Source organism: Streptomyces sp. H27-C3 (assembly GCF_030063415.1).
Classification (GTDB): Bacteria; Actinomycetota; Actinomycetes; order Streptomycetales; family Streptomycetaceae; genus Streptomyces.
This window is the reverse complement of sequence record NZ_JASITA010000023.1, coordinates 44,554-66,493: the sequence shown is the minus strand read 5'-3', so window position 1 is coordinate 66,493 and position 21,940 is coordinate 44,554. Positions and strand designations below refer to the sequence as shown.

19 protein-coding genes and 8 pseudogenes are annotated in these 21,940 nt (G+C 67.8%); 20 read left to right on the top strand and 7 right to left on the bottom strand.

The features are described 5' to 3' along the window. Window positions 1–9 precede the first annotated feature (9 nt). The 3 genes and pseudogenes from QMK30_RS22745 to QMK30_RS22735 form a co-directional block, all read left to right on the top strand. Entirely contained in the window at window positions 10–1,392 is a 1,383-nt protein-coding gene (locus QMK30_RS22745; RefSeq protein WP_283520138.1) for an outer membrane protein assembly factor BamB family protein, read from the top strand. A gap of 36 nt (window positions 1,393–1,428) precedes the next feature. Continuing rightward, the gene (locus QMK30_RS22740; RefSeq protein WP_283520137.1) at window positions 1,429–3,159 is read left to right on the top strand and encodes a type IV secretory system conjugative DNA transfer family protein; all 1,731 of its coding nucleotides are present in this window, start codon (window positions 1,429–1,431) and stop codon (window positions 3,157–3,159) included. A 304-nt stretch (window positions 3,160–3,463) separates the two neighbouring features. After that, window positions 3,464–3,836 (top strand): annotated as a pseudogene (locus QMK30_RS22735) (helix-turn-helix domain-containing protein); the annotation flags it as partial. Between the two features lie 317 nt (window positions 3,837–4,153). Here QMK30_RS22735 and QMK30_RS22730 read toward each other — a convergent pair. Further along, window positions 4,154–4,783 (bottom strand): annotated as a pseudogene (locus QMK30_RS22730) (ClpP family protease). Between the two features lie 504 nt (window positions 4,784–5,287). Here QMK30_RS22730 and QMK30_RS22725 point away from each other — a divergent pair. The 8 genes from QMK30_RS22725 to QMK30_RS22690 all read left to right on the top strand — a co-directional run bounded on the left by QMK30_RS22725 (window position 5,288) and on the right by QMK30_RS22690 (window position 11,286). Next, window positions 5,288–6,256 carry a tyrosine-type recombinase/integrase gene (locus tag QMK30_RS22725; RefSeq protein ID WP_283520136.1) on the top strand — a complete coding sequence of 323 codons (969 nt, stop codon included), beginning with the start codon at window positions 5,288–5,290 and terminating at the stop codon, window positions 6,254–6,256. Beyond that, window positions 6,253–6,480 carry a tyrosine-type recombinase/integrase gene (locus QMK30_RS22720; protein WP_283520135.1) on the top strand — a complete coding sequence of 76 codons (228 nt, stop codon included), beginning with the start codon at window positions 6,253–6,255 and terminating at the stop codon, window positions 6,478–6,480. The genes QMK30_RS22725 and QMK30_RS22720 overlap by 4 nt, the downstream gene beginning before the upstream one ends. Window positions 6,481–7,111: 631 nt before the next feature. Further along, window positions 7,112–7,879 carry an LPXTG cell wall anchor domain-containing protein gene (locus tag QMK30_RS22715; protein WP_283520134.1) on the top strand — a complete coding sequence of 256 codons (768 nt, stop codon included), beginning with the start codon at window positions 7,112–7,114 and terminating at the stop codon, window positions 7,877–7,879. Between the two features lie 17 nt (window positions 7,880–7,896). Further along, window positions 7,897–8,565 (top strand): sortase domain-containing protein, encoded by a 669-nt coding sequence (locus QMK30_RS22710; protein WP_283520133.1) that lies wholly within the window; start codon window positions 7,897–7,899, stop codon window positions 8,563–8,565. Between the two features lie 123 nt (window positions 8,566–8,688). Then, complete coding sequence (locus QMK30_RS22705) at window positions 8,689–9,474, top strand: ferritin-like domain-containing protein (protein ID WP_283520132.1); 786 nt, start codon at window positions 8,689–8,691, stop codon at window positions 9,472–9,474. Beyond that, window positions 9,471–10,295 carry a ferritin-like domain-containing protein gene (locus QMK30_RS22700; RefSeq protein WP_283520131.1) on the top strand — a complete coding sequence of 275 codons (825 nt, stop codon included), beginning with the start codon at window positions 9,471–9,473 and terminating at the stop codon, window positions 10,293–10,295. Before QMK30_RS22705 ends, QMK30_RS22700 begins: the two co-directional genes overlap by 4 nt. Before the next feature lie 74 nt (window positions 10,296–10,369). Further along, window positions 10,370–10,792, top strand: a complete 423-nt coding sequence (locus tag QMK30_RS22695) for a cupredoxin domain-containing protein (RefSeq protein WP_283520130.1) — start codon at window positions 10,370–10,372, stop codon at window positions 10,790–10,792. Window positions 10,793–10,851: 59 nt separating this feature from the next. Further along, the gene (locus QMK30_RS22690) at window positions 10,852–11,286 is read left to right on the top strand and encodes a hypothetical protein (RefSeq protein ID WP_283520129.1); all 435 of its coding nucleotides are present in this window, start codon (window positions 10,852–10,854) and stop codon (window positions 11,284–11,286) included. Window positions 11,287–11,468: 182 nt separating this feature from the next. On the opposite strand, the pseudogene QMK30_RS22685 reads toward QMK30_RS22690, so the two are convergent. Continuing rightward, window positions 11,469–11,663 (bottom strand): annotated as a pseudogene (locus QMK30_RS22685) (IS5 family transposase); the annotation flags it as partial. A 290-nt stretch (window positions 11,664–11,953) separates the two neighbouring features. Here QMK30_RS22685 and QMK30_RS22680 point away from each other — a divergent pair. Continuing rightward, on the top strand, window positions 11,954–12,328 hold the full coding sequence (locus tag QMK30_RS22680; protein WP_283520128.1) for a hypothetical protein: 375 nt from the start codon (window positions 11,954–11,956) through the stop codon (window positions 12,326–12,328). Next, window positions 12,325–12,906: a hypothetical protein gene (locus QMK30_RS22675; RefSeq protein ID WP_283520127.1), complete on the top strand. Its 582-nt coding sequence runs from the start codon at window positions 12,325–12,327 to the stop codon at window positions 12,904–12,906. The genes QMK30_RS22680 and QMK30_RS22675 overlap by 4 nt, the downstream gene beginning before the upstream one ends. Window positions 12,907–13,040: 134 nt before the next feature. Here the strand turns inward: QMK30_RS22675 and QMK30_RS22670 are convergent, their stop codons facing one another. Next, the gene (locus QMK30_RS22670; protein ID WP_283520126.1) at window positions 13,041–13,952 is read right to left on the bottom strand and encodes a LysR family transcriptional regulator; all 912 of its coding nucleotides are present in this window, start codon (window positions 13,950–13,952) and stop codon (window positions 13,041–13,043) included. Between the two features lie 194 nt (window positions 13,953–14,146). Here QMK30_RS22670 and QMK30_RS22665 point away from each other — a divergent pair, with 194 nt between their 5' ends. The 4 genes and pseudogenes from QMK30_RS22665 to QMK30_RS22650 all read left to right on the top strand — a co-directional run bounded on the left by QMK30_RS22665 (window position 14,147) and on the right by QMK30_RS22650 (window position 17,124). Beyond that, window positions 14,147–14,770: an NADPH-dependent F420 reductase gene (locus QMK30_RS22665; RefSeq protein WP_283520125.1), complete on the top strand. Its 624-nt coding sequence runs from the start codon at window positions 14,147–14,149 to the stop codon at window positions 14,768–14,770. Window positions 14,771–14,865: 95 nt separating this feature from the next. Then, window positions 14,866–15,792, top strand: a pseudogene (locus QMK30_RS22660) (SDR family oxidoreductase); the annotation flags it as partial. A gap of 24 nt (window positions 15,793–15,816) precedes the next feature. Beyond that, complete coding sequence (locus QMK30_RS22655; protein ID WP_283520181.1) at window positions 15,817–16,197, top strand: nuclear transport factor 2 family protein; 381 nt, start codon at window positions 15,817–15,819, stop codon at window positions 16,195–16,197. Window positions 16,198–16,218: 21 nt separating this feature from the next. Next, window positions 16,219–17,124, top strand: coding sequence for an NADPH-dependent F420 reductase (locus QMK30_RS22650; protein WP_283520124.1), 906 nt, complete (start codon window positions 16,219–16,221; stop codon window positions 17,122–17,124). A 206-nt stretch (window positions 17,125–17,330) separates the two neighbouring features. On the opposite strand, the pseudogene QMK30_RS22645 reads toward QMK30_RS22650, so the two are convergent. Then, window positions 17,331–18,025, bottom strand: a pseudogene (locus tag QMK30_RS22645) (transposase). A gap of 148 nt (window positions 18,026–18,173) precedes the next feature. On the opposite strand from QMK30_RS22645, the gene QMK30_RS38895 reads away from it, so the two are divergent. The 3 genes and pseudogenes from QMK30_RS38895 (at window position 18,174) to QMK30_RS22630 (ending at window position 19,431) form a co-directional block, all read left to right on the top strand. Then, window positions 18,174–18,389 (top strand): hypothetical protein, encoded by a 216-nt coding sequence (locus tag QMK30_RS38895; RefSeq protein WP_502963200.1) that lies wholly within the window; start codon window positions 18,174–18,176, stop codon window positions 18,387–18,389. A 42-nt stretch (window positions 18,390–18,431) separates the two neighbouring features. Next, window positions 18,432–18,749, top strand: a pseudogene (locus QMK30_RS38890) (tyrosinase family protein); the annotation flags it as partial. A gap of 514 nt (window positions 18,750–19,263) precedes the next feature. Then, window positions 19,264–19,431 carry a hypothetical protein gene (locus QMK30_RS22630; RefSeq protein WP_283520123.1) on the top strand — a complete coding sequence of 56 codons (168 nt, stop codon included), beginning with the start codon at window positions 19,264–19,266 and terminating at the stop codon, window positions 19,429–19,431. Window positions 19,432–20,621: 1,190 nt separating this feature from the next. Here QMK30_RS22630 and QMK30_RS38885 read toward each other — a convergent pair. The 3 genes and pseudogenes from QMK30_RS38885 to QMK30_RS22620 all read right to left on the bottom strand — a co-directional run. Then, window positions 20,622–20,934, bottom strand: a pseudogene (locus QMK30_RS38885) (ISAzo13 family transposase); the annotation flags it as partial. 228 nt (window positions 20,935–21,162) lie between these two features. Further along, window positions 21,163–21,312: pseudogene (locus tag QMK30_RS38880) on the bottom strand (transposase); the annotation flags it as partial. Window positions 21,313–21,421: 109 nt separating this feature from the next. Next, window positions 21,422–21,697: a chaplin gene (locus QMK30_RS22620; RefSeq protein WP_283520121.1), complete on the bottom strand. Its 276-nt coding sequence runs from the start codon at window positions 21,695–21,697 to the stop codon at window positions 21,422–21,424. Between the last annotated feature and the right edge of the window lie 243 nt (window positions 21,698–21,940).

The following is a 21,940-nucleotide window of genomic DNA, read 5'->3' as shown; positions in this document are numbered from 1 at the left end:
CAGATTCGTATGGCGTCAGTCATCGGTGTGGCCCTGTCGCTGGGACTCATCGCCGGATGCGGCGGGTCCGGGGATTCGGAGGCCGGCTCCAAGGCCGGCGGAGACGCACCGAAAACCGGTGCCAAGGCTCCCGGGGCCAAGGGGCTGGCCTACCGGGGCGCCCCGATACCGGGCCTCGCGAAGCAGCAGGCATGGAGCACCGACTCCAAGCAATCGAGCCAGTGTGCGGGCGACGCTTCCCTCCCGGCTGACAAGCAGGACGGCGCCATCTGCTCCGTGGGCGACGCCGTCGTACTGATCGAGACAGTGCCGGCTGACACCGAGGGCATGGACCAGGAGGAAATAGACCAGCAAGAAGCCGACGACCATTTCGTCGGCCGGCTCCACGACGCCGCCACCGGCAAGGTGCGCAAGACGTTCGATATCAAGATCCCGGTCAAGGACACTGAATACGACAGCCGCGAGGCCGGCCAGATCGTGCAAGTGGGCCAGTGGCGGGACGGCTCGCCGGCCGTGCTGGTCCGCACGCACCTCGCCACCAAGGCGAAGGGCCTGAAGAAGGCGACCGACAAATCGGTTCTGACCATGTACGCGCCGTCCGGCGAGAAGCTGGGCAGTTCCACCTTCGACGACATCGCATACGAGGACGCGGCGGTCAGCAATGGCTATGTGGTCGACGATACGGACACGGACACCAAGCTCATCCCGATCGGCGGCGGCAAAGCCCGAACGCTTGCCTACGACGACGGTGACATGACGATCGGCTCCGGTTTCGGATACAGCATCGGCACCGATACCTCCTATCAACCTTGGGGCGATTACCTGACAGCGACCGATGCTCTCAGCGGCAAGCAGGCGTGGAGCACCGAGACGCAGACCCCGCCCGCCGCCGTAAGTAAAGCGACGGAGAAGGACAAGATCGCTGATGTCTCCGCTGAGCCCTTGCGCGGTGACAAGGGCCTGCTCGTCTGGTCCGCACCCGGAAAAAACGACGCGGTCCTCACAGTGGTCGACCTCAAGACCGGGCGCCGCCTGACCGAGGGCCCCCCGATCCGGCTCAACACCACCAGTGAGGACGACGGCAGCGTCCGCACCCCCGACGGCAACACCTCCGTCATCCAATACGGCGAAGGCGCCGTCGCCTGGAACACGAAGACCGGCGAGGAGCTGTGGCGTCAGGGGGCGGACGAGCAGAACATCACGCCGCTGGCCTTGCCCGGCAATGGTGTCCTCTACGCGGATCTCGACGAAGGCGGCACGGTCGCGCTGGACGCCGACACCAAGAAGCTCCTGCCCGGCAAGGTCGAGGAAGTCCCCGAGTTCACGGACAACGGCTATGCCGTCGTCAGCGGCGAGAACGGCTTCTTCGTCTTCCGCACCAAGACCGTCTGAGCCGGTCGTCCGCACACCAGAAGGGACACCCCAGCGGTGACCGCAGAGCAGCAGAAGAAACCACGCGCCGAGGACGACTGGACCGCCGAGATCGTCATTCTCGTGGTGGTCGTGCTCGCCGGCGTGAGCGCCGCGTGGCTGGCCGCTGCGGCCGGCGCCTCGTTCAGTGACGGGGCGGCGCCGCCCGGCGACCCGTTCTCCTTCGTCATCCAGCTCGTGAAGGGCGGCTACTCCTGGCCCGGCGGCGCGGCCAACGCGATCGCCGGCGCCGAGGCGCTGCTGCTGGGCGTCTGCGGGCTCGCCGCGTACCGGGTGCGCGAGCGGATCCGTAACAAGCCCAAGGTCGACGCCGCGGCCCGGCATCTGGCCAAGGGCAGCGAGCTGGGCAAGCTCACCCACCACGGCGCGGCGGCCACCGCGAGCCGGCTCGGCGCGCAGACCGGCTCCCCCGGAGTCTTCATCGGCCGTTCCGTACAGGGCAAGCAGCCGCTGTACGGCTCGTTCGAGGACATGCACATCGACATCTGGGGCCCGCGCACCGGCAAGACGACGCGCCGGGCGATCCCCGCGATCCTCGACGCCCCGGGCGCCGTGCTCGTGACGTCCAACAAGCGGGACATCGTGGACGCGACACGCGGCCCGCGCGCGGCCCGCGGCCCGGTGTGGGTCTTCGACCCGCAGCAGGTGGCCCAGGAGTCGCCGAGCTGGTGGTGGAATCCGCTCTCGTACGTCACCGACGTCGCCAAGGCCCGCAAGATGGCCGACCACTTCGCGTCCGGCTCCCGCGACGCGTCGGCCTCGACCGACGCCTTCTTCGACCCGGCCGGCCAGGACCTGCTGGCCAACCTGCTGCTGGCGGCGGCCACCGGCGGCCTGCCGATCACCCAGATCTACACCTGGCTCTCCAACCCGAAGGACGACACGGCCGAGCGCATCCTGCGCGGCGCCGGACACGTCATGCCCGCCGACGGCGTCTACGGCGTGCTCAACGCGCCGGACAAGCAGCGCAGCGGCATCTACGGCGTCGCGCAGCAGATGGCGTCCTGCCTGGTGAACCCCGAGGTCAACCGCTGGGTGACGCCCGCTACCGGCGAGCCGCTGCCCGAGTTCGACCCGCACGCCTTCGTACGGGCCGCCGCCACGCTGTTCTCCCTCTCCCGCGAGGGCCGCGACTCCGCCGGGCCGCTGGTGACCGCACTGACCGTCGCGGTGGTCGAGGCCGCCGAGGAGTACGCCACCACCCAGCGCGGCGGCCGGCTGCCGCTGCCGCTGGTCGGCGTACTGGACGAGGCCGCCAACGTCTGCCGCTGGCGCAACCTGCCCGACCTCTACTCGCACTACGGCTCGCGCGGCATCATCTTGATGACCATCCTCCAGTCCTGGGCCCAGGGCATCGAGGTGTGGGGCGAGCGCGGCATGGAGAAGCTGTGGTCCGCGGCGAACGTACGGGTCTACGGCGGCGGTGTCTCCGACACCAAGTTCCTCGGTGATCTCTCGGAGCTGGCGGGCGAGTTCGAGCTGACGGACTACCAGACGACCCGCGAAGCGGAATTCGGCGGCTGGTCGGGCAACCGCAGTGTGAACCAGTCCAGCCGCCGGGAACGGGTCCTCCAGGTCTCCGACCTCGGCTCGATGCCCCCCGGCCGGGCCCTGGTGCTCGCCTCCGGCACCAAGCCGGTGCTGGTGGAAACGGTCCCGTGGTGGGAGGGGCCGCACGCGCGGGCGGTCCAGGCTTCACTGGCGAAGTACGACCCGGGGGTGCGGTAGGGGGCGGGGTTTGGGGGGCTGGGGTCGGCCGGCTTGGTGTTGGCCCCGGCCAGCCCGACGCAGGACCGGGCCGACCTCGGCTCGACGCCCACGGCCGCCGGCCAGCCTTCCCGCCGCAGACGTCGACTCCCGATGACTGCCGCACCAACCCCGCCGCAGCGCAACTCCGTTGCTCTGCGGAGCGCGCGCAACGGACTCCGGAGGGCCTCGCCGCTCCCCGGACACCCGCACCCCGCCCCGCGAATTCGCCAAGGGCAGAACACCGCTCCCTCCCCGCCGGGCGCAACGCTCCTAGCCTTGAGGGGTGAGCAGCCACGCGCCGAACCAAGCCCGCGTCATTCCCCTGCGCCCGGTTGCAGCGGCTGCTGCGCCGGCCCCGAAACCCGCGGCCAGAGAGCCCCTTTGGCGGCACATCGTCGGTGACGTCGTGCGCCGCGAACGCCTCGCCCGGGAACGCACGCTCCGGGATGTGGCCGACGCGGCCGTGATCTCGATGCCGTATCTCTCCGAGCTGGAGCGCGGGACGCAAGGAGGCTTCCTCCGAAGTCCTCGCGGCCGCCGCCCACGCCCTCGGGCTCGGGCTCGGGCTCGGGCTCGGGCTGGGCGATCTCCTCGCCCTGAGCCAGGGCGAGCTGGCCCGCCTCGCGCAGGCGCGATCGGCCAAGACCCGCGCCGCTCCCACCCGGGCCACCCCCGCCACCTCGGTCAACGCCGTCAACTCGGCGCGCAGCCTCAGCTCCGTGCGCGTCGTCGCCCCGAGCGATGATGACAACCCGGTGACGTACATCGGAGAGCTGAGCACTCGACGCACCCGGGCGCGGAGGGCCTCGCGAGCGACCTCGCTGACGACCTCACGGATGAGGTCGTGGTCGTACGAAGCGAGGCTCGCAGCCTGAGAAGCCGGCGGGGGCCGGGCGACGGCCCCCGCGCGCGGCCGTCGCTCCCCTGCGCCGAGCGACGGCCGCACACACCCCGCACCCCACCCGCCCCCCGCTCAAGCAGCCGTCGCCCCCACAGCCCTCCGCCGGCTGAGCACCCCGTCCGCGAGCCCGTACGCCACGGCCTCATGAGCGGTGAAGACCTTGTCCCGGTCCATGTCCGCGCGGAGGGTCGTGACGTCGTGGTGCGTATGCCGGGAGAGAACCTCCTCGACCTCGGACCGGATCCGGACCATCTCCTTGGCCTGAAAGCTGAGGTCCGAGACCGTCCCCTGCCGGCCGCCGGCTGTCCCAGCAGCACCCGGGCGTGTTCGAGGACGAACCGCCGCCCGGGGTCTCCGCCGGCGAGGAGCACCGCTGCGGTCGAGGCCGCCTGCCCGACGCAGAACGTCGCGATCGGCGAGCCGACGAAGGTCATCGTGTCGTAGATCGCCAAGCGAAGTGACCGAGCCGCCCGGCGAGTTGATGTAGATCGCGATCTGGCTGTCCGGGCTCGACGATTCGAGCTGCAGCAGCTGGGCGATGACGACGTTCGCGACGCCGTCGTCGATCTCGGTGCCGAGGAAGATGACCCGCTCGGACAGCAGCCGGCTGTAGATGTCGTACGCCCGCTCCCCCTGCGCGGTGCGCTCGACGACGGTCGGGATCGTGTACTGGCTCGTGGTCGGGATCGCGTACCGGCTCATGTCAGAGTCCCATCCGTCGCTGCGAACCGGCCGGGCGGACGTCGGCGAGCGACTCTTCAGTAGTCCACCGCCACTCCCTGCCGCGGGTCGCTCGCCTGGAACAAATCCAGCGTCCGCAAATCATTCCTCGGCGTACGGATCACCACCTCGACTTACAACACACTCCGGCACCCCACCACGGCCAACCAATGCAAATGACCACCCGTCAGTAAAGTCAGCTAAAGGTCAGCACCAGCCAGCGATGCGTCATCCCTGATCGTCGACTTCTGATGAAACTCCGCAACCTAGCAACTCGCCCTGACCTGCCTCGATTTAGCCCAGAGAGAGTCCCCCACTACGCCATCGTTTCTCGTCATGCGATCAGGCTGTTATAGCCCCGATTTAGGGTTTATGCAGGTCAGACGCCTGCTGCTGGTCAGCGAGTCAGCAAAAGGTCAGCAAGAGTCCCAGGTCAGCGCCGGTTTTACCGGTCGCGACCACCCTGGAGAGGGAACGATATCGATCATGTCGAACAAGCTTGCGCGGGGCATGGGCAGCTTCTTCAAGCCCTGCGAGTGCCGCCGGCCCTCTGGCTGTCCGCACCTCTACACCATCCGCTTCCGCAACACCCGCGGCAGGCAGTCCGAGGAGTCCGGCTACGCCGACCAGGACGCGGCCATCGAACGCCTGATCGCGCTGTACGCAGCCCGCAAAACCACGCCGCGGAGCGTCGCCGAACAGCAGGAGACGCTCGGCGAGATGACCTTCGAGGAGTACGCGAAGGCATGGTTCGCCCGCAAGCGCGGCCTCACCGGCAGCACGAAGGCCGCGACCGAGTCCCGGATGCGCACCCATGCCTATCCCGAGATCGGCTCGCGGAAGATGCACACCTTCGACAGCTTCGTCGTGGAACGCTTCATCACGGCCATGGAACGCAGCAACGTCGGCGCCGCGACCCAGGCGCAGGTCTTCCTGCGGGTGAAGGGCATCCTCAAGGACGCGCACCGGCGCGGAATAATAGGTCTCGACCCGCTGCTCGATGTCAGCCCGCCGGAGTACCGCCCGGGCTCGACCGTGATCCCCACCAAGGAACAGGTCGGTCTGCTGCGCGTGGCCCGCGACGACGACGCCTTCCGCCTCATCGTCGACCTCATGGCCGGCATGGGCCTGCGCAACGGCGAGGCCCTCGCCGTCAACGTGAACAACATGGTCGCCAAGGACGTTTACCGGGTGCACCAGCAGGTCCACGACCGCACCGTCACCCTGGAACCCCTCAAGCACAGGAAAACCGGCGAGTTCCGTGAGGTGCCCCTGCCCGCTTTCGTCCGCGAAAGCATCGAACACTACGCCGCCACCCACGGAACCTTCCAAGGCGGCTACCTCCTAAAGACCATGCGCCCCAGCACCGGAAACGCCTTCCTCTCCCCCGCCACCCTCCGAAGGTGGTGGACCAACCTCCAGCAGCAGAAGCCCGAACTCACCCCCAAGGGATGACCATGTACAGCTTCCGCCACTACTTCGCCTCCAACGCCCTCGGACAAGGCATCCCCATCACCGACGTCGCAGACTGGATGGGACACAACGACATCAACATCACCTTCCGCACCTACCGCCACCTCCTCCCCGGATCCGTCTCCAAAGCCGCCACACTCCTCAACAACGGCCTCAACTTCAACACCCCGACCGTGGAAGGGCCCAAAGCCGCCGCAGCGGCCTGACATACGAATCGATACGACGCCGGCCCAGCCGTCCGAAAAGGGAGTGCAGGCTGGGTGCGCAGTCCTGCGATCCAGCTCCGCAGCACTCGGCCGACCAGGAGGCCGTTCGCGGGCCGCCGACGTGAAGGAGCTCGGGCACTTCACCGGCCCCGAGTTGCTCCGCCTGCGGGCTGGGCGCGGCCCGGGGAGCAGCTGACGTCTGTGAACTGCTTGTTCATGCACCATGCACCAACTCGTACACCGAGAACGGGATGTCCTTGATCCACGACGTTGCTGTGACCATTCACGGACACACCGAAGGATCGCCGTCCGGAAAGCGGATACCTTCGTCAGGTGCTCGCCGGACGCAACGGCAGCGAGGCGATCTGCCGCGACCTTGACGGCGCCTCCGCTCCGGCCGCCTCCGCCGCAGCTCCCGAGACCATCCAGATCGCAAATCGGTGGCATGTCCGAAAGAGCCGGGTGTAGCCGCTCTCATGACGCCGTCCACAGGCATCTCCTCGGATGGCCTGCCTGAATTTGCCGAGCGCTGCGCCCACCGCGAGATTGTCACTGAACGTACTGGCCTTGGTCGCCGTGTGTGACCGTTCTGCTTTCGGCCAGTCTCGACTCTCTCCGACTGGAGCAGTGCATGAAGAAGACGACTGCCGCCTCGATAGCCACCCTGGTGGCGATAGCGTCCGGGGCCTTTCTTGCGCCCGCGGCTGTTGCCGATGACACGGCCAAGGGCGACGAGCTGCACGCGATGCTGTCGCCGGTGCCGACGAGCAAGGTGACCGGCTCGGGTACGGCGATGGTGCACCTCAAGGGGCACGAGGTGACCGTGAAGATCAAGACGCGGGGGCTGCTCGCCGACGCCCCGCACGCCCAGCACTTCCACATCGGGGCCAAGGGGCAGTGTCCGCCGGCTTCCGCAGCCACGCGGCACAACGGTCAGCTGAGTCTGAACACCACCGACGGCCTGCCGTTCTACGGCAAGATCGGCGCCTCGCTGACCACGACCGGTGACACCGGTGCCGACCACTCGGCTCTCGCGGTCGACCGTTTCCCGATGGGCGCCTCGTACACCTACGAGCGCACCTTCACCGTTGATGACGCGACGGCGGAGAGTCTGCGTGCCCAGAACGCTGTCGTCGTCGTCCACGGCATCGACTTCAACGGCAACGGCAAGTACGACAACGTGCTGGGTGCCAGCGACCTCGACCCGAAGCTGCCCTCAGAGGCCACCAACCCGGCGCTGTGCGGCCCGCTGAAGATGGCCCCCGCCGGTGCGGTCGCCGGAGGCATGGGCGGTGCGCAGGCGAATGACACCACCACGGCCCTGTCTGTGGCCGGAGGTCTGCTGGTGGCCGCCGGGGGCGCTGTGTACCTGCGCCGGCGCACCAACCGCCAGAGCTGACCGGCACGTTGCCGAGCTTGCGGCCCGGTGGCCGCCGCGGTGTTCTCACCGCGGCGGCCACCGCCTGCACCGTCGCCGCCCTGGTCATCCTGTCCGTCACCCTCGTCTCCACCTCGCAGCCGCCCCCGGTCCCGCCGGAGACAGGACGCGGGGACAGAACCGCCCCGCGTGACACTTCCGCCCCGTACGCTCCGGGCCTGCCTCACTCGCGGCCCGTCTCCGTCAAGATCCCCGGAATCGGCTTGACGGCGAAGGTCGAGGGGGTGGGCCTGACCGCCGACCGCTCCGTGGCCCTGCCGGCCGACCCGGACCATGTCGGGTGGTACACGGGCTCCGTCACGCCGGGCGAGAGCGGCAACACAGTCGTGGTCGGCCATCTGGACTCTGCCACCGGACCCGCCGCACTGTACGCAGCGGGCGCTCTGCGCCCCGGCGACCGCATCAGCCTCCAACGCCGAGACGGGACCACCGTCACCTTCACGGTCACCGATCTCAACGTCTGGGCCAAGGACCACTTCCCCTCACGCCGTGTCTACGCCCCCACGACAGAGGCCCGGCTGACGGTGATCACCTGCGCGGGCTGGGACGACGACGCCGACACCTACACGTCGAACCTCGTCATCACCGCCCAACGAGAACCCCAAGACGGCGCCCCCGCCCGTAATCAGGGCGAACCGCTTGTGTGAGAAGACGTCGTTCGGGTGTACAGGCGGGCCATTGAGCGGTACCTGGAGGGTGCCCTCCGGCCCTTTCCTCAAATATGGGTTCGATGCCTGCGCCGTCCGGCGTGGCCAAGGAGATGGGATGCGATGGGTACGGACCACATCGACACCGGACTGCTCAGAGAACTGACCGAGCAGTCGCAGGATCTGAACAGTGACGCGTTGCGGGTGACGAACGTTTCGCTGACCGACTTCGAGGAGGCTGCGGAGCCCGCGGGCCGACGCTGGTGGCAGCGTCGCGGCACTGTCCTGGGGGCAGCGGGGGCAGCGACCCTGCTGGGGGGCGGCCGTGCGGCGGCTGCTTCCCGTAACGACATCATGGCGCTGCAGACCGCCGCATCGCTGGAGAATCTGGCGGTGAGCGTCTACCAGACCGCCGCCGGGCTGCCGTTCATCAAGGACGGCAACAAGACAGTGATGGCGTTCATCGAGAAGACGACCGCGCAGCACATCGCGCACGGCAAGGCGTTCAACGCCGCCGCGACGAAGGCGGGCGGCAAGGCCCAGACGGACCCGGACCCGAAGTACGCCGCCATCGTCAAGAAGCAGCTGCCGTCGATCAAGACTCCCGCGGACGTGGTCGAACTGGCCATCACCCTGGAAGACGTGGCCGCGCAGACCTACACCAAGAACATCGGCCAGGTCGAGGACAAGAACCTGCGGCAGCTGTTCGCCTCTGTCGCCCCCGTGGAAGCACAACACCGGGCCACCCTGCTGGCCGTGCAGGCCCTGCTGGCCGGGGACCTGCCCGACCTCATCGCGATCCCCACCAATCTCGCCAAGCTCCCCGCCGCCGCGGGCAAGGTCGGGTTCCCCGACGCGTTCTACCCCACCAAGAGCGCCTCGCCGGTCAGTGAAGGGGCAGTGAAATGACCACCAGCAAGCACGGCTCCTGGGAACTGCCGATCAGCGAGAGTGAACTCTCCCGTCTGACCAAGGAAATGGATCAGGCCCACCAGGAGACCCTGCCTGTGATGGCCGCTTCCGCCCGCGACCTCACGCAGGAACTCCACGACCTGCGCGCCACAGAACCCGACACCGGCCAGCAGCAGCGCGTGCACCTCGCGCGCCGCCGGTTCCTGGTCGGTGCCGGCGCGTCCGCCGCCGCGTTGGCGCTGGCCGCGTGCGGCGGCAAGTCCGAGGTACGCGCCACCTCCACCGGCACCCCGTCGAAGTCGCCGTCGGGCACCTACACCGGGGACCTGAAGGTGGTCGCCCTGGCGGCCGCTCTGGAGAACCAGGCCGTCGGCGCCTACCAGGCCGCTCTCAAGGCGGCCAAGGACGGCAAACTGGGCGACGTACCACCGGCGTTCGCGGCCTTCGCGCAGACCGCGATGAGCCAGCACAAGGATCACGCCGACGCGTGGAACGCGATCCTGTCCTCTGCGGACAAACCGAAGATCTCCGGGACGCCGCTGTCCAACCACGACGACGTCACCACAGCACTCGGCAAGGTCAAGGACGTCCCCGGAGTGGCCAAGCTCGCCCTCCAACTCGAGGACCAGGCCACCCAGACGTACGTGTTCGCGACGTTCAACGTCAAAAGCGAGGGTGGGATCAACACGGCCGCGACCATCGCCCCGGTCGAAGCCATGCACTCGGCGATCCTGCACTACGTGCTCGGCCAGTACCCGGTGCCCGACGACTTCATCGGCACCGACAAAGCCGCCAGCACCAGCCTGCTGACTGCCTGACCCACCCTAGGGCCAGGTGCAATGCCCGCGCCTGGCCCCAGGACCGGCACGCCAACAATCCCATCGGAGAAACGATGTCCCTGCGCCCCCGCAGACCGCACACGGCCATCACCGCTGCCGCCGCAGTCCTGTGCATGCTGACGACCCTCGCGGGATGCTCGGACGGCAAAAGCTCTGATCCCTACGCTCCGTCCTCCGCCTCCGCATCGTCATCCGCACGCTCCCCCTCGCCCTCGGGCGACAAGGAAGCCAAGATCACGATCAAGGACTTCACGTTCGAACCCGCCAACCTGACGGTCGCCCCAGGTACGAAGGTCACCGTCGTCAACGAGGACTCGGCCCCTCACACGGTGACCGCCGGCGGCGACAAGCCCTTCGACACCGGCAACATCGCCGCGGGCAAGAGAGCCACCTTCACCGCGCCGTCCCGCGCAGGAAAGTACGCGTACATCTGCACCATCCACCAGTACATGAAGGGCTCACTCACGGTCCGCTGACCTCGGATGCCCGTATACCCCTGAGGCCCGCACTCAGCCCGGGCCGGGAAGGGAAACGCATGCCACTCGAACCGCCACCGTCCGCCCGTCCGGCGCACCGGCTGCTACGGGGCGTAGCCCGTATTCTGGCCGCCGCAGGGCTCGCGGTGAACGCCTACGTGCACGCGCGCCTCGCGGACCAGTACGACGCCGTCGGAGACACCATCACCCAAGGCACCCTCTTCCGGACCGAAGCCGCCCTGGCAGCACTCGCGACCCTGCTCGTCCTGGCATGGCACCGCCGACCGGCCGACACCTTCGCATGGCTGGTCGCCGCAGGAGGACTGGCCGCCCTGCTCATCTACCAGTACGTCGACGTCGGGGCACTCGGACCCCTCCCGAACATGTACGAACCCGTCTGGTCCAGCGACAAAAAACTCACCGCAGCCGCCCAAACCCTCACCATCGTGACCACCACACTGCTCCTCCTCACCCGTGGACGCCGTCGCAGATGAGACCTCGACATCCCGCGCAGGATGCCTCCGGAAATGGGTCTGCCAAACGAACGGAACGGAATTGTCTCCCTTTCGGTGGCGACTCAGCGTGCCGATGGGTGGCGTTGACATGGCATGCGTGACACCAACGAGCGCGTGCATGCGGTGTCGGGCGTGTTGAGAGGTCGTTTCTTCCCAATGTTTCATCCCGAAATTAGGTGTAGATCCTGATTCGCGGGGTCGCGCCAGGAGATGGTCGCTTCGCCGGTGAGGCGGCGGGCCATCAGGTCAGTCATGGCGAGGTGGATCATGGCTTCGGAGCGGGCCGGGAGGGTCTCGTAGTCGCGGGCCAGGCGGCGGTTCAGCATGAGCCAGCCAAAGGCCCGCTCCATCGCCCAATCACACTGCGTATATGGATGGTCAGGAGAGTGAGCGGGGGCCGATAATCGGTCGTGAAGGGCTGTTGCGGCTGGTCACGGTGACCGAGCGGTTGCGGGCCCGTGAGGGGGACGAGTCGTCATGTGCGATGACAGTGACGTCGGCCCCAGACGGCGGTGCGGACGACGCCGGGCGAACAGGTGTGGGGCGATCTGCCGGAAGTGAACCGGCAGGTGGTGGTGCGACAACTGGTGGGACTGGCCAGTCGTGCGATGAGCACCGCCGTGGCGACGGCTGAGCGGGACCGGCAATGACGGCGGTGATGCCCTGGGAGCGGGCCGGCAGCAAGGTGAGTGACCGTCACCTCCAACGCCTCGCGGCGGTCTATATCCGCCAGTCCACGCGACAACAGCTCCTGGACCATCAGGAGTCGACGCGCCTGCAGTACGCCCTGGTGGACCGGGCGGTCCGGCTTGGCTGGGAGGCCGACCGTATCCTGGTCATCGACGAGGATCTGGGGATGTCAGGGTCCAGCGCGGTGGCCCGGACGGCCCGTGACCCGATGACTCCACGTCCGCGCCGGGACCGAGCTGCCGCACAAGCGGCGCAGATCTGCGCGGTGATCGAGCAGCACGAGGCGTCACGTCCGGAAGCCACGCACATGGAAGGCGGTCGGGTCGCATGACGCGAAAGAACCGAGACCGGGAAGCCGAACGTCAGGAAATACGCGCCGCCGCAGAACGCCTTCTGGCCGGGACGCCCCTGCGCTCGCCCGTCGGAGAGCTCACGGGGACCGAGCTGATCGCCGAGTGCGGGCTACGGCGCGACGTCGTCTACGGCGATCACAAGGAGCTCGTGGATGAGTTCCGGACGCGGGCCAGGGCGCAGAACTTCACTCCGCAGGTCGTCCAGAACATGGCCGACGAGAACATCGTGCTGCGCGAAGCCCTGACGAAGACCAAGGCGGATCTCGCAGCGGAGCGAGAACGGGTTCACGCCCTGGTGCGCGCCGCCACCGAGCTGTCGCTGGAGTTGGGAGCAGTCCCGCGAAGAACTCGCAGCGGCTCAGCAGGTCACCAGGCTTCCGGAACCGAGAGGAACTGGACGAATTCCCGGCTGAAGCTCGGCACGTTCCACGGTGCGGTGAGGACGTACCGACGTCCACCGCTTCCTGCCCGCGCACCTCGACCAACAGCGCACCTGCTCGCCACCACACCCCTCGTCCTGCTCCAGCTCGAACATGGCCGCACCGCCCGACCATGATCACGAATCGTCACGAGACGTTACCGAGAAAGGCTCACTGTGCGCCGACATCGCCTCCGCCCCCGAGCTCAAAGCCTTCGCCTTTGCTGTGGCCGCGCGCCCTCTGCTGGCGCTGCTGTTGTCAGTCGAACTGCTCAACCGTGCTTTGCAGCGGCAGCGCCTCCACGCTGCCACATTTCATAGTTCCCACATTCTGCCGTGATCTCGGCCGCCGCCTGAGCCGCGGTGAAGAAGTCGTCGACCACCGGCGAGATGCGCGATGCCGGCACCGCGAGGCATACCTGGTCGGGCGCCAGATCCGGGACGGGCACATAGGTGATGTCCGGATGTGAGTAGAACACGGTCGCCGAACGGGCCAGGAATGAGATGCCCCGGCCGGCCGCGACGTGCTCGAGCGTTTCGTCCACCCCGCGCGCGAGGTACCCGGAGTTGGGGTGCGGGTGCCTGGTGGGCTGCGTGCTCGGGCCGGCATGCCAGACCAGTGGCTCACCGGCCAGGTCGGCCTCGGTGACTTCCTCCTTGCCGGCCAGTCGGTGGCCGACGGGCAGCACCGCCACCCGTGGCTCGGTGTAGAGCGGGGCGACGCGCAGGCCGGCCTCGTCGATGGGCAGCCGCACATAGCCGATGTCGATGCGGCCGTCGAGCAGCATCGGGGCCTGGTCGTCCCATTCGATCCGTTGCACGTCCACCAGAACGTCCGGGCGCTGGTTGGCGAACAGTTGTACCGCCGGGGCGACCGCGATGCCTGCCCGGAAGCCGACCATTATCCGCTGGCTGCCCCGCGCGGCCGCGGTCACCCGGCGGCGGGCCGCGTGCGCGGAGGCCAGCAGCGGGCCGGCGTCGGTCAGGAGCTGCCTTCCGGCGTCGGTGAGCAACACGCCGTGGCTGTCCCTTGTCAGCAGCGGGGTGCCGAGATCCTTTTCCAGCGCGCGGATCTGCCGGCTGAGTACTGGTTGTGCGATGTGCAGCTCATCGGCGGCGCGGCCGAAGTGGAGCTTGTCGGCGACGGCGACGAAGTAGCGCAACTTACGCAGGTCCAGATCCATGGTGCCTCCCGATCCGGCGATGCCTCCAGGGTATCGCAGCCGCTGAAAGAGGTCTTGGACAGCCATTCAGGCCGATGGCAACCTCAGGAATTGGACGCCTCCAGGCTCGTCATCCGACGGCCTCGACCACACAACCGTTGATGACAACGGGGTCGGCATGGCGTCCTATCCGACTCTCCAGAAGGCAGCACACCATGAGCAGTATCAGCATCATCGGCCTGGGGGGCGTGGCCCGCGCTATAGGCGCCCGCGCGGTCGAGGGCGGCAACGCCGTCGAGGTCATCGGCCGCGACGCGGTCAGGGCCAAGGACCTGGCCGCCGCGCTCGGCGGCGGCGCCACGGCCGGGACATTCGGCACCACCCCGGTCGGCGACCTCGTCATCCTCGCCGTGCCGTATGCCAGCGCCGTGCCGGTCGTCGCCCAGTACGGGGACGCGCTGGCCGGCAAGGTCATCATCGACATCTCCAACACGTCCAACGCCGACGCCACCGGGCTGGTCACCCCTGACGGCACTTCCGGCGCGCAGGAGACCGCCAAGGCCGTCCCGGCGAGCGCGTACGTCGTGAAGGCGTTCAATACCGTATTCGGCCACATCCTGGCCCAGGGCGGCCCGCTGGACGTGCTCTTCGCCGGCGATGACGCGCGGGCCAAGGCGAGCGTGGCGGCGTTCATCGAGAGCCTCGGGCTGCGCCCGCTGGATGCCGGCGGCCTGGAGGTGGCGCGCTGGCTGGAAGGGACGGGCCTGCTGATGATCAGTCTGGCCCGCCATGGCGTGGGGAATTTCAACTTCTCCCTCGGCGTCAACCTTCCCGGCTGAGCGCACCCGCACCACCACTTCTCGCGTCGCATCACCTCGGTCGATCCAGGGCGCGAGAAGAACAGCCCCTCCACCTACCGTCACATGGAGCAGCAGTGCGCGTTTTCGTTACTGGCGGGACCGGCCATTCCGGTTCGCACATCATCCCCGAGCTCGTCGCCGCCGGGCACGAGGTCACCGGCCTGGCCCGGTCGGACACCGCCGCGGCGGCGGTGTCCGCGCTCGGCGCGAAGGTGCGCCGCGGCGACCTCGAGGATCTCGACGGGCTCAAGGAGGCGGCTGCGGATTCCGACGGTGTCGTCCACGTCGCGCACAGGCAGGACCTGCTTGCGTCCGGCGGGCTCGACGCCGTTGCCGCTGCGGAGCTCCCGATCATGCTCGCGTACGGCGAGGCACTCGCGGGAACCGGAAAGCCACTGGTCGCGGCGGGGAGCATAGGGTCGCCCGGGAACCTGGGCCGGCCGGCCATCGAGGAGGACCCTGCCCTTCCCGGCGGCGATGAGTACTCGGGCACCTTGCGGGTTCGCAATGTCGTGGAAACCGCCGTGATCGGTCTCGCCGAGCGGGGAGTGCGGTCTTCGGTCGTGCGGATTGCAAACATCATGCACAGCACGACCGATGCCGGCTTCCTCTCCATGCTGATCGCGCTCGCGAAGGAGAAGGGCTTCGCCGGCTACCCCGGAGACGGCGCGAACCTGTGGAACGCCGTGCACGTCCGCGATGTCGCCTCCTTGTTCCGCTTGGCGCTGGAGAAGGGGCCGGCTGGCAAATACTGGCACGCGGTTGAGGACGGGGGCATCCCGTTCCGCGAGATCGCCGAGGCCATTGGCAGCCGTCTGGGCCTGCCCGCCGTGAGCGTTCCCGCGGACGAACTGATGGTGCCGGGATATTTCGGGTTCCTCGCGAACATAGTCACGCAGAACTACCCGGCGTCCAACCTCATCACCCGCCGGACCCTCGGCTGGGAACCTGCTCAACCCAGCCTGCTCGCCGATCTGGACAACGGCCATTACCTCCCCGCCGGCACCTCAGCCGGCAGCAACGATGTGGCCACACTGGAGAAGTTCGTGACCCGCCTGCAAGCCGATGACCTGAGTGGGGCCCTGGAGATGGTCGACGAGGAGGCGGTCTGGCAGGAGGCCGAGACCCTGCCCTGGTCAGGGCAGTGGCGAGGACCCGACGGGTTCGCACGACTGGAAGGCGCGATCAAAACTTCGGCCGAAATGACTGTGCGGGACTACGCCATCGTCGAAGCCGGCGAGGTAGTGGAGATGCGGCTCAACCTCGAATTCGTCTCCCGGAAGAGCGGGCGTCGACTCCCGATGGAGGTTGTGGAGCACTACACGGTGCGTGAGGGCAAGATCCACGGCGCGAACGCCTTCTACAAAGACACCCAGGCCGTCAACGACCTGGTCAAGCACGGCTGACCCACGCAACACACAGCACCGTTGCGCGGGAGTACTCGGCGACGACGCGGTGCTCGCCCGAGAGCTCACGGTGGTACTGGAAGCGGACGTGGACGAGGCGGACCGCTTGGTTTCGTCAGTCGGCCCCGGCCTCGGCCTCCCCGAGCGGGGAGTGCCGTCTTCGGTCGTGCGGATTGCCAACATCGCGCACAGCAGGGGACCCGAACCGCAACGAGTCCGGCAGATGACAAGGATACGGCTCTTCTGGAGGGACAGAATATGACAACTGTGGGATTCATCGGAAGCGGCAACATCGGCAGTACCATCGCGCGGCTCGCCATCGAGGCCGGGCACCAGGTCGTGCTCAGCAACTCGCGCGGTCCCGAAACGCTCGCGGACACGGCCGCAGAACTGGGGCCGCGGGCGTCCGCGGCAACGAGCGGGGAGGCCGCGGCGGCCGGTGACATCGTCGTGGTCACGGTGCCGATCAAGGCGTTCCCCAACTTGCCCGACACGCCACTGGCCGGGAAGACGGTCATCGACACATGCAACTACGGCCCCGAGCGTGACGGGCACATCCCCGAGCTCGACAGCAAGTCGCTCACCTCGAGCGAGCTGCTGCTGCGGTACATCCCGGATGCCATGCTCGTGAAAGCGTTCAACAACATCTACTTCAAGCACCTGCTGTCACTCGCCCGCCAGGCAGGGGCGGCCGACCGCTCCTACCTGCCGATCGCAGGGGACTCCGCGCCGGCGAAGGCGGCGGTGACCGAGTTCATCGAATCCATCGGGTACAGCGTGGTGGACGCGGGACCGCTGGCCGATAGCTGGCGGCAGGCGACGGACACGCCGGTGTGGGGGACCCCGTACGGGCCGACCTCGAACGAGAAGGGCCAGCCGGTCGGCGAGGACGCCATCCGCGCGGCACTGGCCACCGCAATGCGGTAACCGTAAATTGGCGCGGGCCTCGGTAAAGTCCGGCCGTGTTCCGGGCCCCGTCCGGCGGGCGTCGGGCGGGGCCATAACGCACAACTCGTTGCCGTCCGGATCCGCCAGGATGTGCCATGCCCTGCCGTTCTCGCGGACCCGACGCCCGTGAGCACGGCCGCTCCCAAGTCGGTGACCCGGCGGACCCCGGCGGTTACTGAGCGTTTTCAGCGTTGCCTCTCCAGGGTGAAGTTGGCTTCGGCGATGACGGTCATGCGGTTGGGGCTGATGCGGGATCTGCGGAAGATCTGCCAGGACTTCAGTCGCGCCATGCCGCGTTCGACGGGAGCTCGGGCCTGGGCGAGGGCGCGGTTCACGGTGCGCTGGGTGGGGGTGAGTTCCCCACCGGGCGGACGACGTCTCAGGCCAGTGGTGACGTGCAGGCCGGCACCGGTGTAGGCGCGGTCGGCGAGGACGGGGACGCCCTGGCGTTCGCAGATCCGGATGATCTTGTGGGTGCGGGCCGCGGTCAGGTCGTGGGTGCGGTCCGGCAGCGCGGGCGAGATCCACAGAACCTCGCCGATCGGATCGGTGACGACCTGGACGTTCACCGGTGGCGGCGGTGCTTGGCGGAGTATTCGGCGCGGCTGCCGCCGATGCGGTCGCACTCGGCGAGGGTGCCGTCCAGAAGGACGAACTCGGGATCGTGCTCGCGCAGCGTCTTCAGCAGGCCCGGGGCCCTGTCGGCGAGCAGGCCCGTTACGGTGTTGACGTAGGCGTGGGCGGTGCCGACGGATATCCCGAAGCCGGCCGCGATCCGGGCGAGGGTGTCGTGGCGGTGCAGGTACACCAGCGCGACGAGTGCGCGCCGGTGCGGCGGGAGTTTGCAGCGCCTGTCACCCTCACGGGTGACGATGAGCATCGTGACCCACTCGACCAGGGTGTGCGGGAGGTCGAGTGCAGCAGGATAGGGAACTTCGCGCAGCCTGTGGTCAAGCTCCCGCAGGCCAGCCACGGCGGCCGGCTCACGGCGCCTCACCGCGTCCAGCCACGGCGTGGTGACGAGGTCCATGCACGCGGTGAACAGGAGCCGGGTGGACGGGGCGGGGGGAGCCGGGTCGGGGGCGGCGTACGCGACGGTCAGATATCACGCGAGCGGCAACTGGAACATCAACACTCGGGTCACCGACAGCAAATTCCTCACCTGCGACCTCGGCCGGCCCGCCGCCCCGGTCGCGCTGCCCACCAAGAGGGACGTGGCCAAGGCGCTGGGGGATCCTGTCTAGGATGCCGCTCCGTGGGACAGCACCGTTTCCAGGGGGTTCCGCAACAGGATCGAGGGCTGGGGTCCGGGCGGGCCCGACAGGTGGCTCAATCACAACCGGGTCCACCGCTGGGTCGGGGGCCTGATGATGGGCGCCACTTCGCCGAACGACCCGGTGTTCTGGCTCCACCACTCGTTCATGGACCTGCTCTGGATCCGCTGGCAGAAGGCGCACCCCCGTGCCGGTTACCTGCCGCGCCGGAAGCTGCCGGAGTCCGACCCGGAGCAGGGGCGTGTCTTCAGCCTCCAAGATCCGATGCCCCCGTGGGACGTGACCCCCGCGCAACTGCTCGACCACACGAAGTACTACCGCTACGCCTAGGTGGTGTGTCTGCGTGTCTGCCGGGCCGGACCGGCGACCGGATCTGCCGGACCGGACAACTTTGCGGCCTCCCCCGGGGCGTGAGGGGGGCCGCAGTTGTGTCCGGAGGGATCAGCCGCCGTAGCCGCCGTGGTGCTTGTCGCGGCTCGAGCCGTTCACGCGGGTCCTGCCGAACGCCGGGTTGGGCAAAACGATCACGCCACGGTGTTGCCACAGACGCTGACCGGGACGTGAACAGGCACCCGCCAGGGGGCGGACCTACCCTGGGAACAAGGGTGCTGCATAACTCCGTGAGATCGGCGGACATCATGATCGTCCTCGGCATCATCCTGTGGAACCTGGGATCCGTCGGACACAAGGTCGGCGGACGACGGCACTACTGGAGCCGCGCACGACTCCGCGTGGGGAAGCGCGCCGCCACGACCCCCCGGCCGAGGACGCGTACAGCACGGTCGCCACGACCATCCCGCGCCACGTCTTTGGCACGCGTACCAGCGAACCGAGGCATCACACCATGGCCCTCTTCTACCTCCTGCTGATCGCCGCGATCGCGCTGGTCATCGTCGGCGCGACCATCGAAAGCCTGCTCTACCTGCTCTCGGTCGGCGTACTGCTCCTGATCGCCGACGTGCTCTACCTCGCCGTGAGGTCGGTACTACGCCGCCGTCGCCCGGCCCACTGACCCGCCTGCCAACACCGCGTCGTCGCCGTTCCGCAGCGGATCACCTCCACCTGCCCGATAGCACTTTCTTGGGCAATATATGAAATTCTTGGGTGTAGCACTCCAAGGGGCAGCACCCGCTGCGGTGACCCTCGTACGCCCCAGTTCTGGCTGCCTGTGTGAGCTGTCAACGAGTGGAGGATGCAATGTGGATCATCGTCATCATCGTCGCCGCCGTGGTGATCCTGGCTGCCGCAGCACTGGCCGTGCGGACCATGACTCCCACCACACGTTAAGCCGACGGTCCACGTGCGTAGCCGCAGCTAGGAGTTTAGGAGTTGTCGTAAGAGTGTCACGCCCACATCAACAGCAATGCGAGAGCGATGGCCGCTTGGTGTACCCGGCGGTCTTGCGCATCGGGTGGCAATGCCGCTCCACCCGCAACCGCAGGGCCTCCTGCGCCGACAGCGACAGATGCCGCGCGCCCCCCACCAGATCGCTCGCACCCCTCCAACGACCCAGAACACAAACCGTTTCGGATCAATAACAAGATTCGCGGACTCGCGAGGGAGTTTATCGATAATCGTGGCGGCATTCCGTTCCACCGGGTACCGCCATGATCACGCTGAGCGGGTCAGTAGGTGTAGCTGAGTCCCGACTTGTACGGCGTCAGGCTGCGCTGGCTCACGGCACCTCGGTACGTGTACCAGCCCCACTTCTTGCACATAACTTGGCAGCTCAGGGTGTTGTGGGAGCCAGACCCCACCCGCACTCGGGGGTAGATGACGTTGTCCCCCCAATCACCACCTGCCGGACCGCTCGAATAGGCGTTTACTGCCCAGTAAACTCCGACCACCGAGCCTCCGGCCGGGCAATTCCAGTTGCCGAAGTTCACCCAGACATTCCCCCCGTCCAAGCACTTGCCAGAGCGGCGCTGAGGCCGACAACTCCCAGCGACATCAGCGAGACCACCAACACTGAACGCACCTTGCCAGCCAACATCCCATGCATGAAACCTCCCCAGTGCCGATGCGCGCGGTTTGCGCCCAGCCGGCAAGAAGAGATTGTCTATGGTTCGGGGATATAATGTTTATGAATTGAACTAGCGATCGACGATCGCTTAGTTATTCTATATGCGTTGGCCCATTCTCCGTGGTTCAAAGGGTTGTGGAGGTAGCGTCGGCGATGGCGCGTCCGACGCAGGGCGTCGGCGTATTCCAGCGCAACGGCGAGACCGGATCGCCGAGCTCCCGCAGCTCGAACCAACGCCTCCAGAGCCGCGCTCGGTGGCTGACCTGCGACCTCTCCGCCTGGTCTGCGCACTCGCCCCGACGAAACGTTCCCGTCAGCGAGTTCGGCCTGTCTCCGCGCGATCGTCGACTCCGACACCGCTGCCAGCCTGGGCACCGCCGTGCCTCAATGCGTTCGCCTCAGACGCCAGATACAAGCGGCGCTGGCGTTCTCCAGATGCGGCAGCACCACGGCGAACTTCACGTCCAGCACCGCTGGCGCGTCCCCAGAAATCCCCGTACAACTTCGTCTACCACCCCGGGAAGGACAACCGCAGCGGAACAGGCAGTAGTTGCTTTGCGGCTCCTCACCAGCGCGTCTCCCCGGCGAAATACCGGGCCGCCTTGGGGAATGCCGCGCTCCTCCTCCACTCACGAATCCGCTTCCGCACTGCGGCAAGCTCGGCCGCACCCGCGTTCTGGGCCTGGCCAACGTGTCCAGAGGCGTCGAGTGGGAGCCCGAGCGCCGACCGTCGGCGACCCGGATCCAATTGCGCAGCGTCTCAGTGTTTATCCCAAGGTCCTCGGCAACCGACTTGATCGTCGCTCCCGGCCCCGACTGGTACAGCGCGACCGCGTCCGCCTTGGACCCGGCGGATAGTGCTTCATCCACACAGATATCTACGGTGTGTCCGAACTCCGGGGTCAGGGCCCGTCGCCGGACCGACACAACTGGCCTCCCCCGGGCGTGTGGGGAGGCCAGCCATGTCCGGAGGTGAGGATCAACCGCCGTAGCCGCCGTGGTGCTTGTCGCGGCTCGAGTCGTTCACGCAGGTGTTGCCGAACGCAGGGTTGAGCAGGCCGATCACGTTCACGGTGTTGCCACAGACGTTGACCGGGATGTGGATGGGGACCTGGACGAGGTTGCCCGAAAGGACACCGGGAGAGTGCGCGGCAACACCCTGCGCTCCGGCGTCGGCGGTGGCCATACCGGCTCCGCCGGCCATGAGGGCACCAGCGCCGGCGATGGCGGCGGCTGCCTTCGCGATACGCGGCATCAGTTCTCCTTGCAAGATGAAGGGTCGGTCGCAGGATTTGCGGCCTACGTATCCCTTCAACGCGGGAACAAGCAAGCGGTAACGGATCGACGCCGAAGTCGTCGGGTCGCGGGGTTTCCGACCGGATCCCCCTCCTGGTCCCCCCGGTGCCCACGCCTCCGGAGCTGGGCGCACGTACGCACTTCCTACTTTAGACACCGCTGGGCCTGGCTGGGGGCCCGGAAGGTAGTGGTCACCGGCGGG

Excerpts from the sequence above, each read along its gene's own strand:
- QMK30_RS22745 (WP_283520138.1), top strand. The coding sequence starts at position 10 with ATGGCGTCAGTCATCGGTGTGGCCCTGTCGCTGGGACTCATCGCCGGA.
- QMK30_RS22725 (WP_283520136.1), top strand. The coding sequence starts at position 5,288 with ATGTCGAACAAGCTTGCGCGGGGCATGGGCAGCTTCTTCAAGCCCTGC.
- QMK30_RS22720 (WP_283520135.1), top strand. The coding sequence starts at position 6,253 with ATGACCATGTACAGCTTCCGCCACTACTTCGCCTCCAACGCCCTCGGA.
- QMK30_RS22715 (WP_283520134.1), top strand. The coding sequence starts at position 7,112 with ATGAAGAAGACGACTGCCGCCTCGATAGCCACCCTGGTGGCGATAGCG.
- QMK30_RS22705 (WP_283520132.1), top strand. The coding sequence starts at position 8,689 with ATGGGTACGGACCACATCGACACCGGACTGCTCAGAGAACTGACCGAG.
- QMK30_RS22700 (WP_283520131.1), top strand. The coding sequence starts at position 9,471 with ATGACCACCAGCAAGCACGGCTCCTGGGAACTGCCGATCAGCGAGAGT.
- QMK30_RS22695 (WP_283520130.1), top strand. The coding sequence starts at position 10,370 with ATGTCCCTGCGCCCCCGCAGACCGCACACGGCCATCACCGCTGCCGCC.
- QMK30_RS22690 (WP_283520129.1), top strand. The coding sequence starts at position 10,852 with ATGCCACTCGAACCGCCACCGTCCGCCCGTCCGGCGCACCGGCTGCTA.
- QMK30_RS22680 (WP_283520128.1), top strand. The coding sequence starts at position 11,954 with ATGACGGCGGTGATGCCCTGGGAGCGGGCCGGCAGCAAGGTGAGTGAC.
- QMK30_RS22675 (WP_283520127.1), top strand. The coding sequence starts at position 12,325 with ATGACGCGAAAGAACCGAGACCGGGAAGCCGAACGTCAGGAAATACGC.
- QMK30_RS22670 (WP_283520126.1), bottom strand. The coding sequence starts at position 13,952 with ATGGATCTGGACCTGCGTAAGTTGCGCTACTTCGTCGCCGTCGCCGAC.
- QMK30_RS22665 (WP_283520125.1), top strand. The coding sequence starts at position 14,147 with ATGAGCAGTATCAGCATCATCGGCCTGGGGGGCGTGGCCCGCGCTATA.
- QMK30_RS38895 (WP_502963200.1), top strand. The coding sequence starts at position 18,174 with ATGCACGCGGTGAACAGGAGCCGGGTGGACGGGGCGGGGGGAGCCGGG.
- QMK30_RS22630 (WP_283520123.1), top strand. The coding sequence starts at position 19,264 with ATGGCCCTCTTCTACCTCCTGCTGATCGCCGCGATCGCGCTGGTCATC.
- QMK30_RS22620 (WP_283520121.1), bottom strand. The coding sequence starts at position 21,697 with ATGCCGCGTATCGCGAAGGCAGCCGCCGCCATCGCCGGCGCTGGTGCC.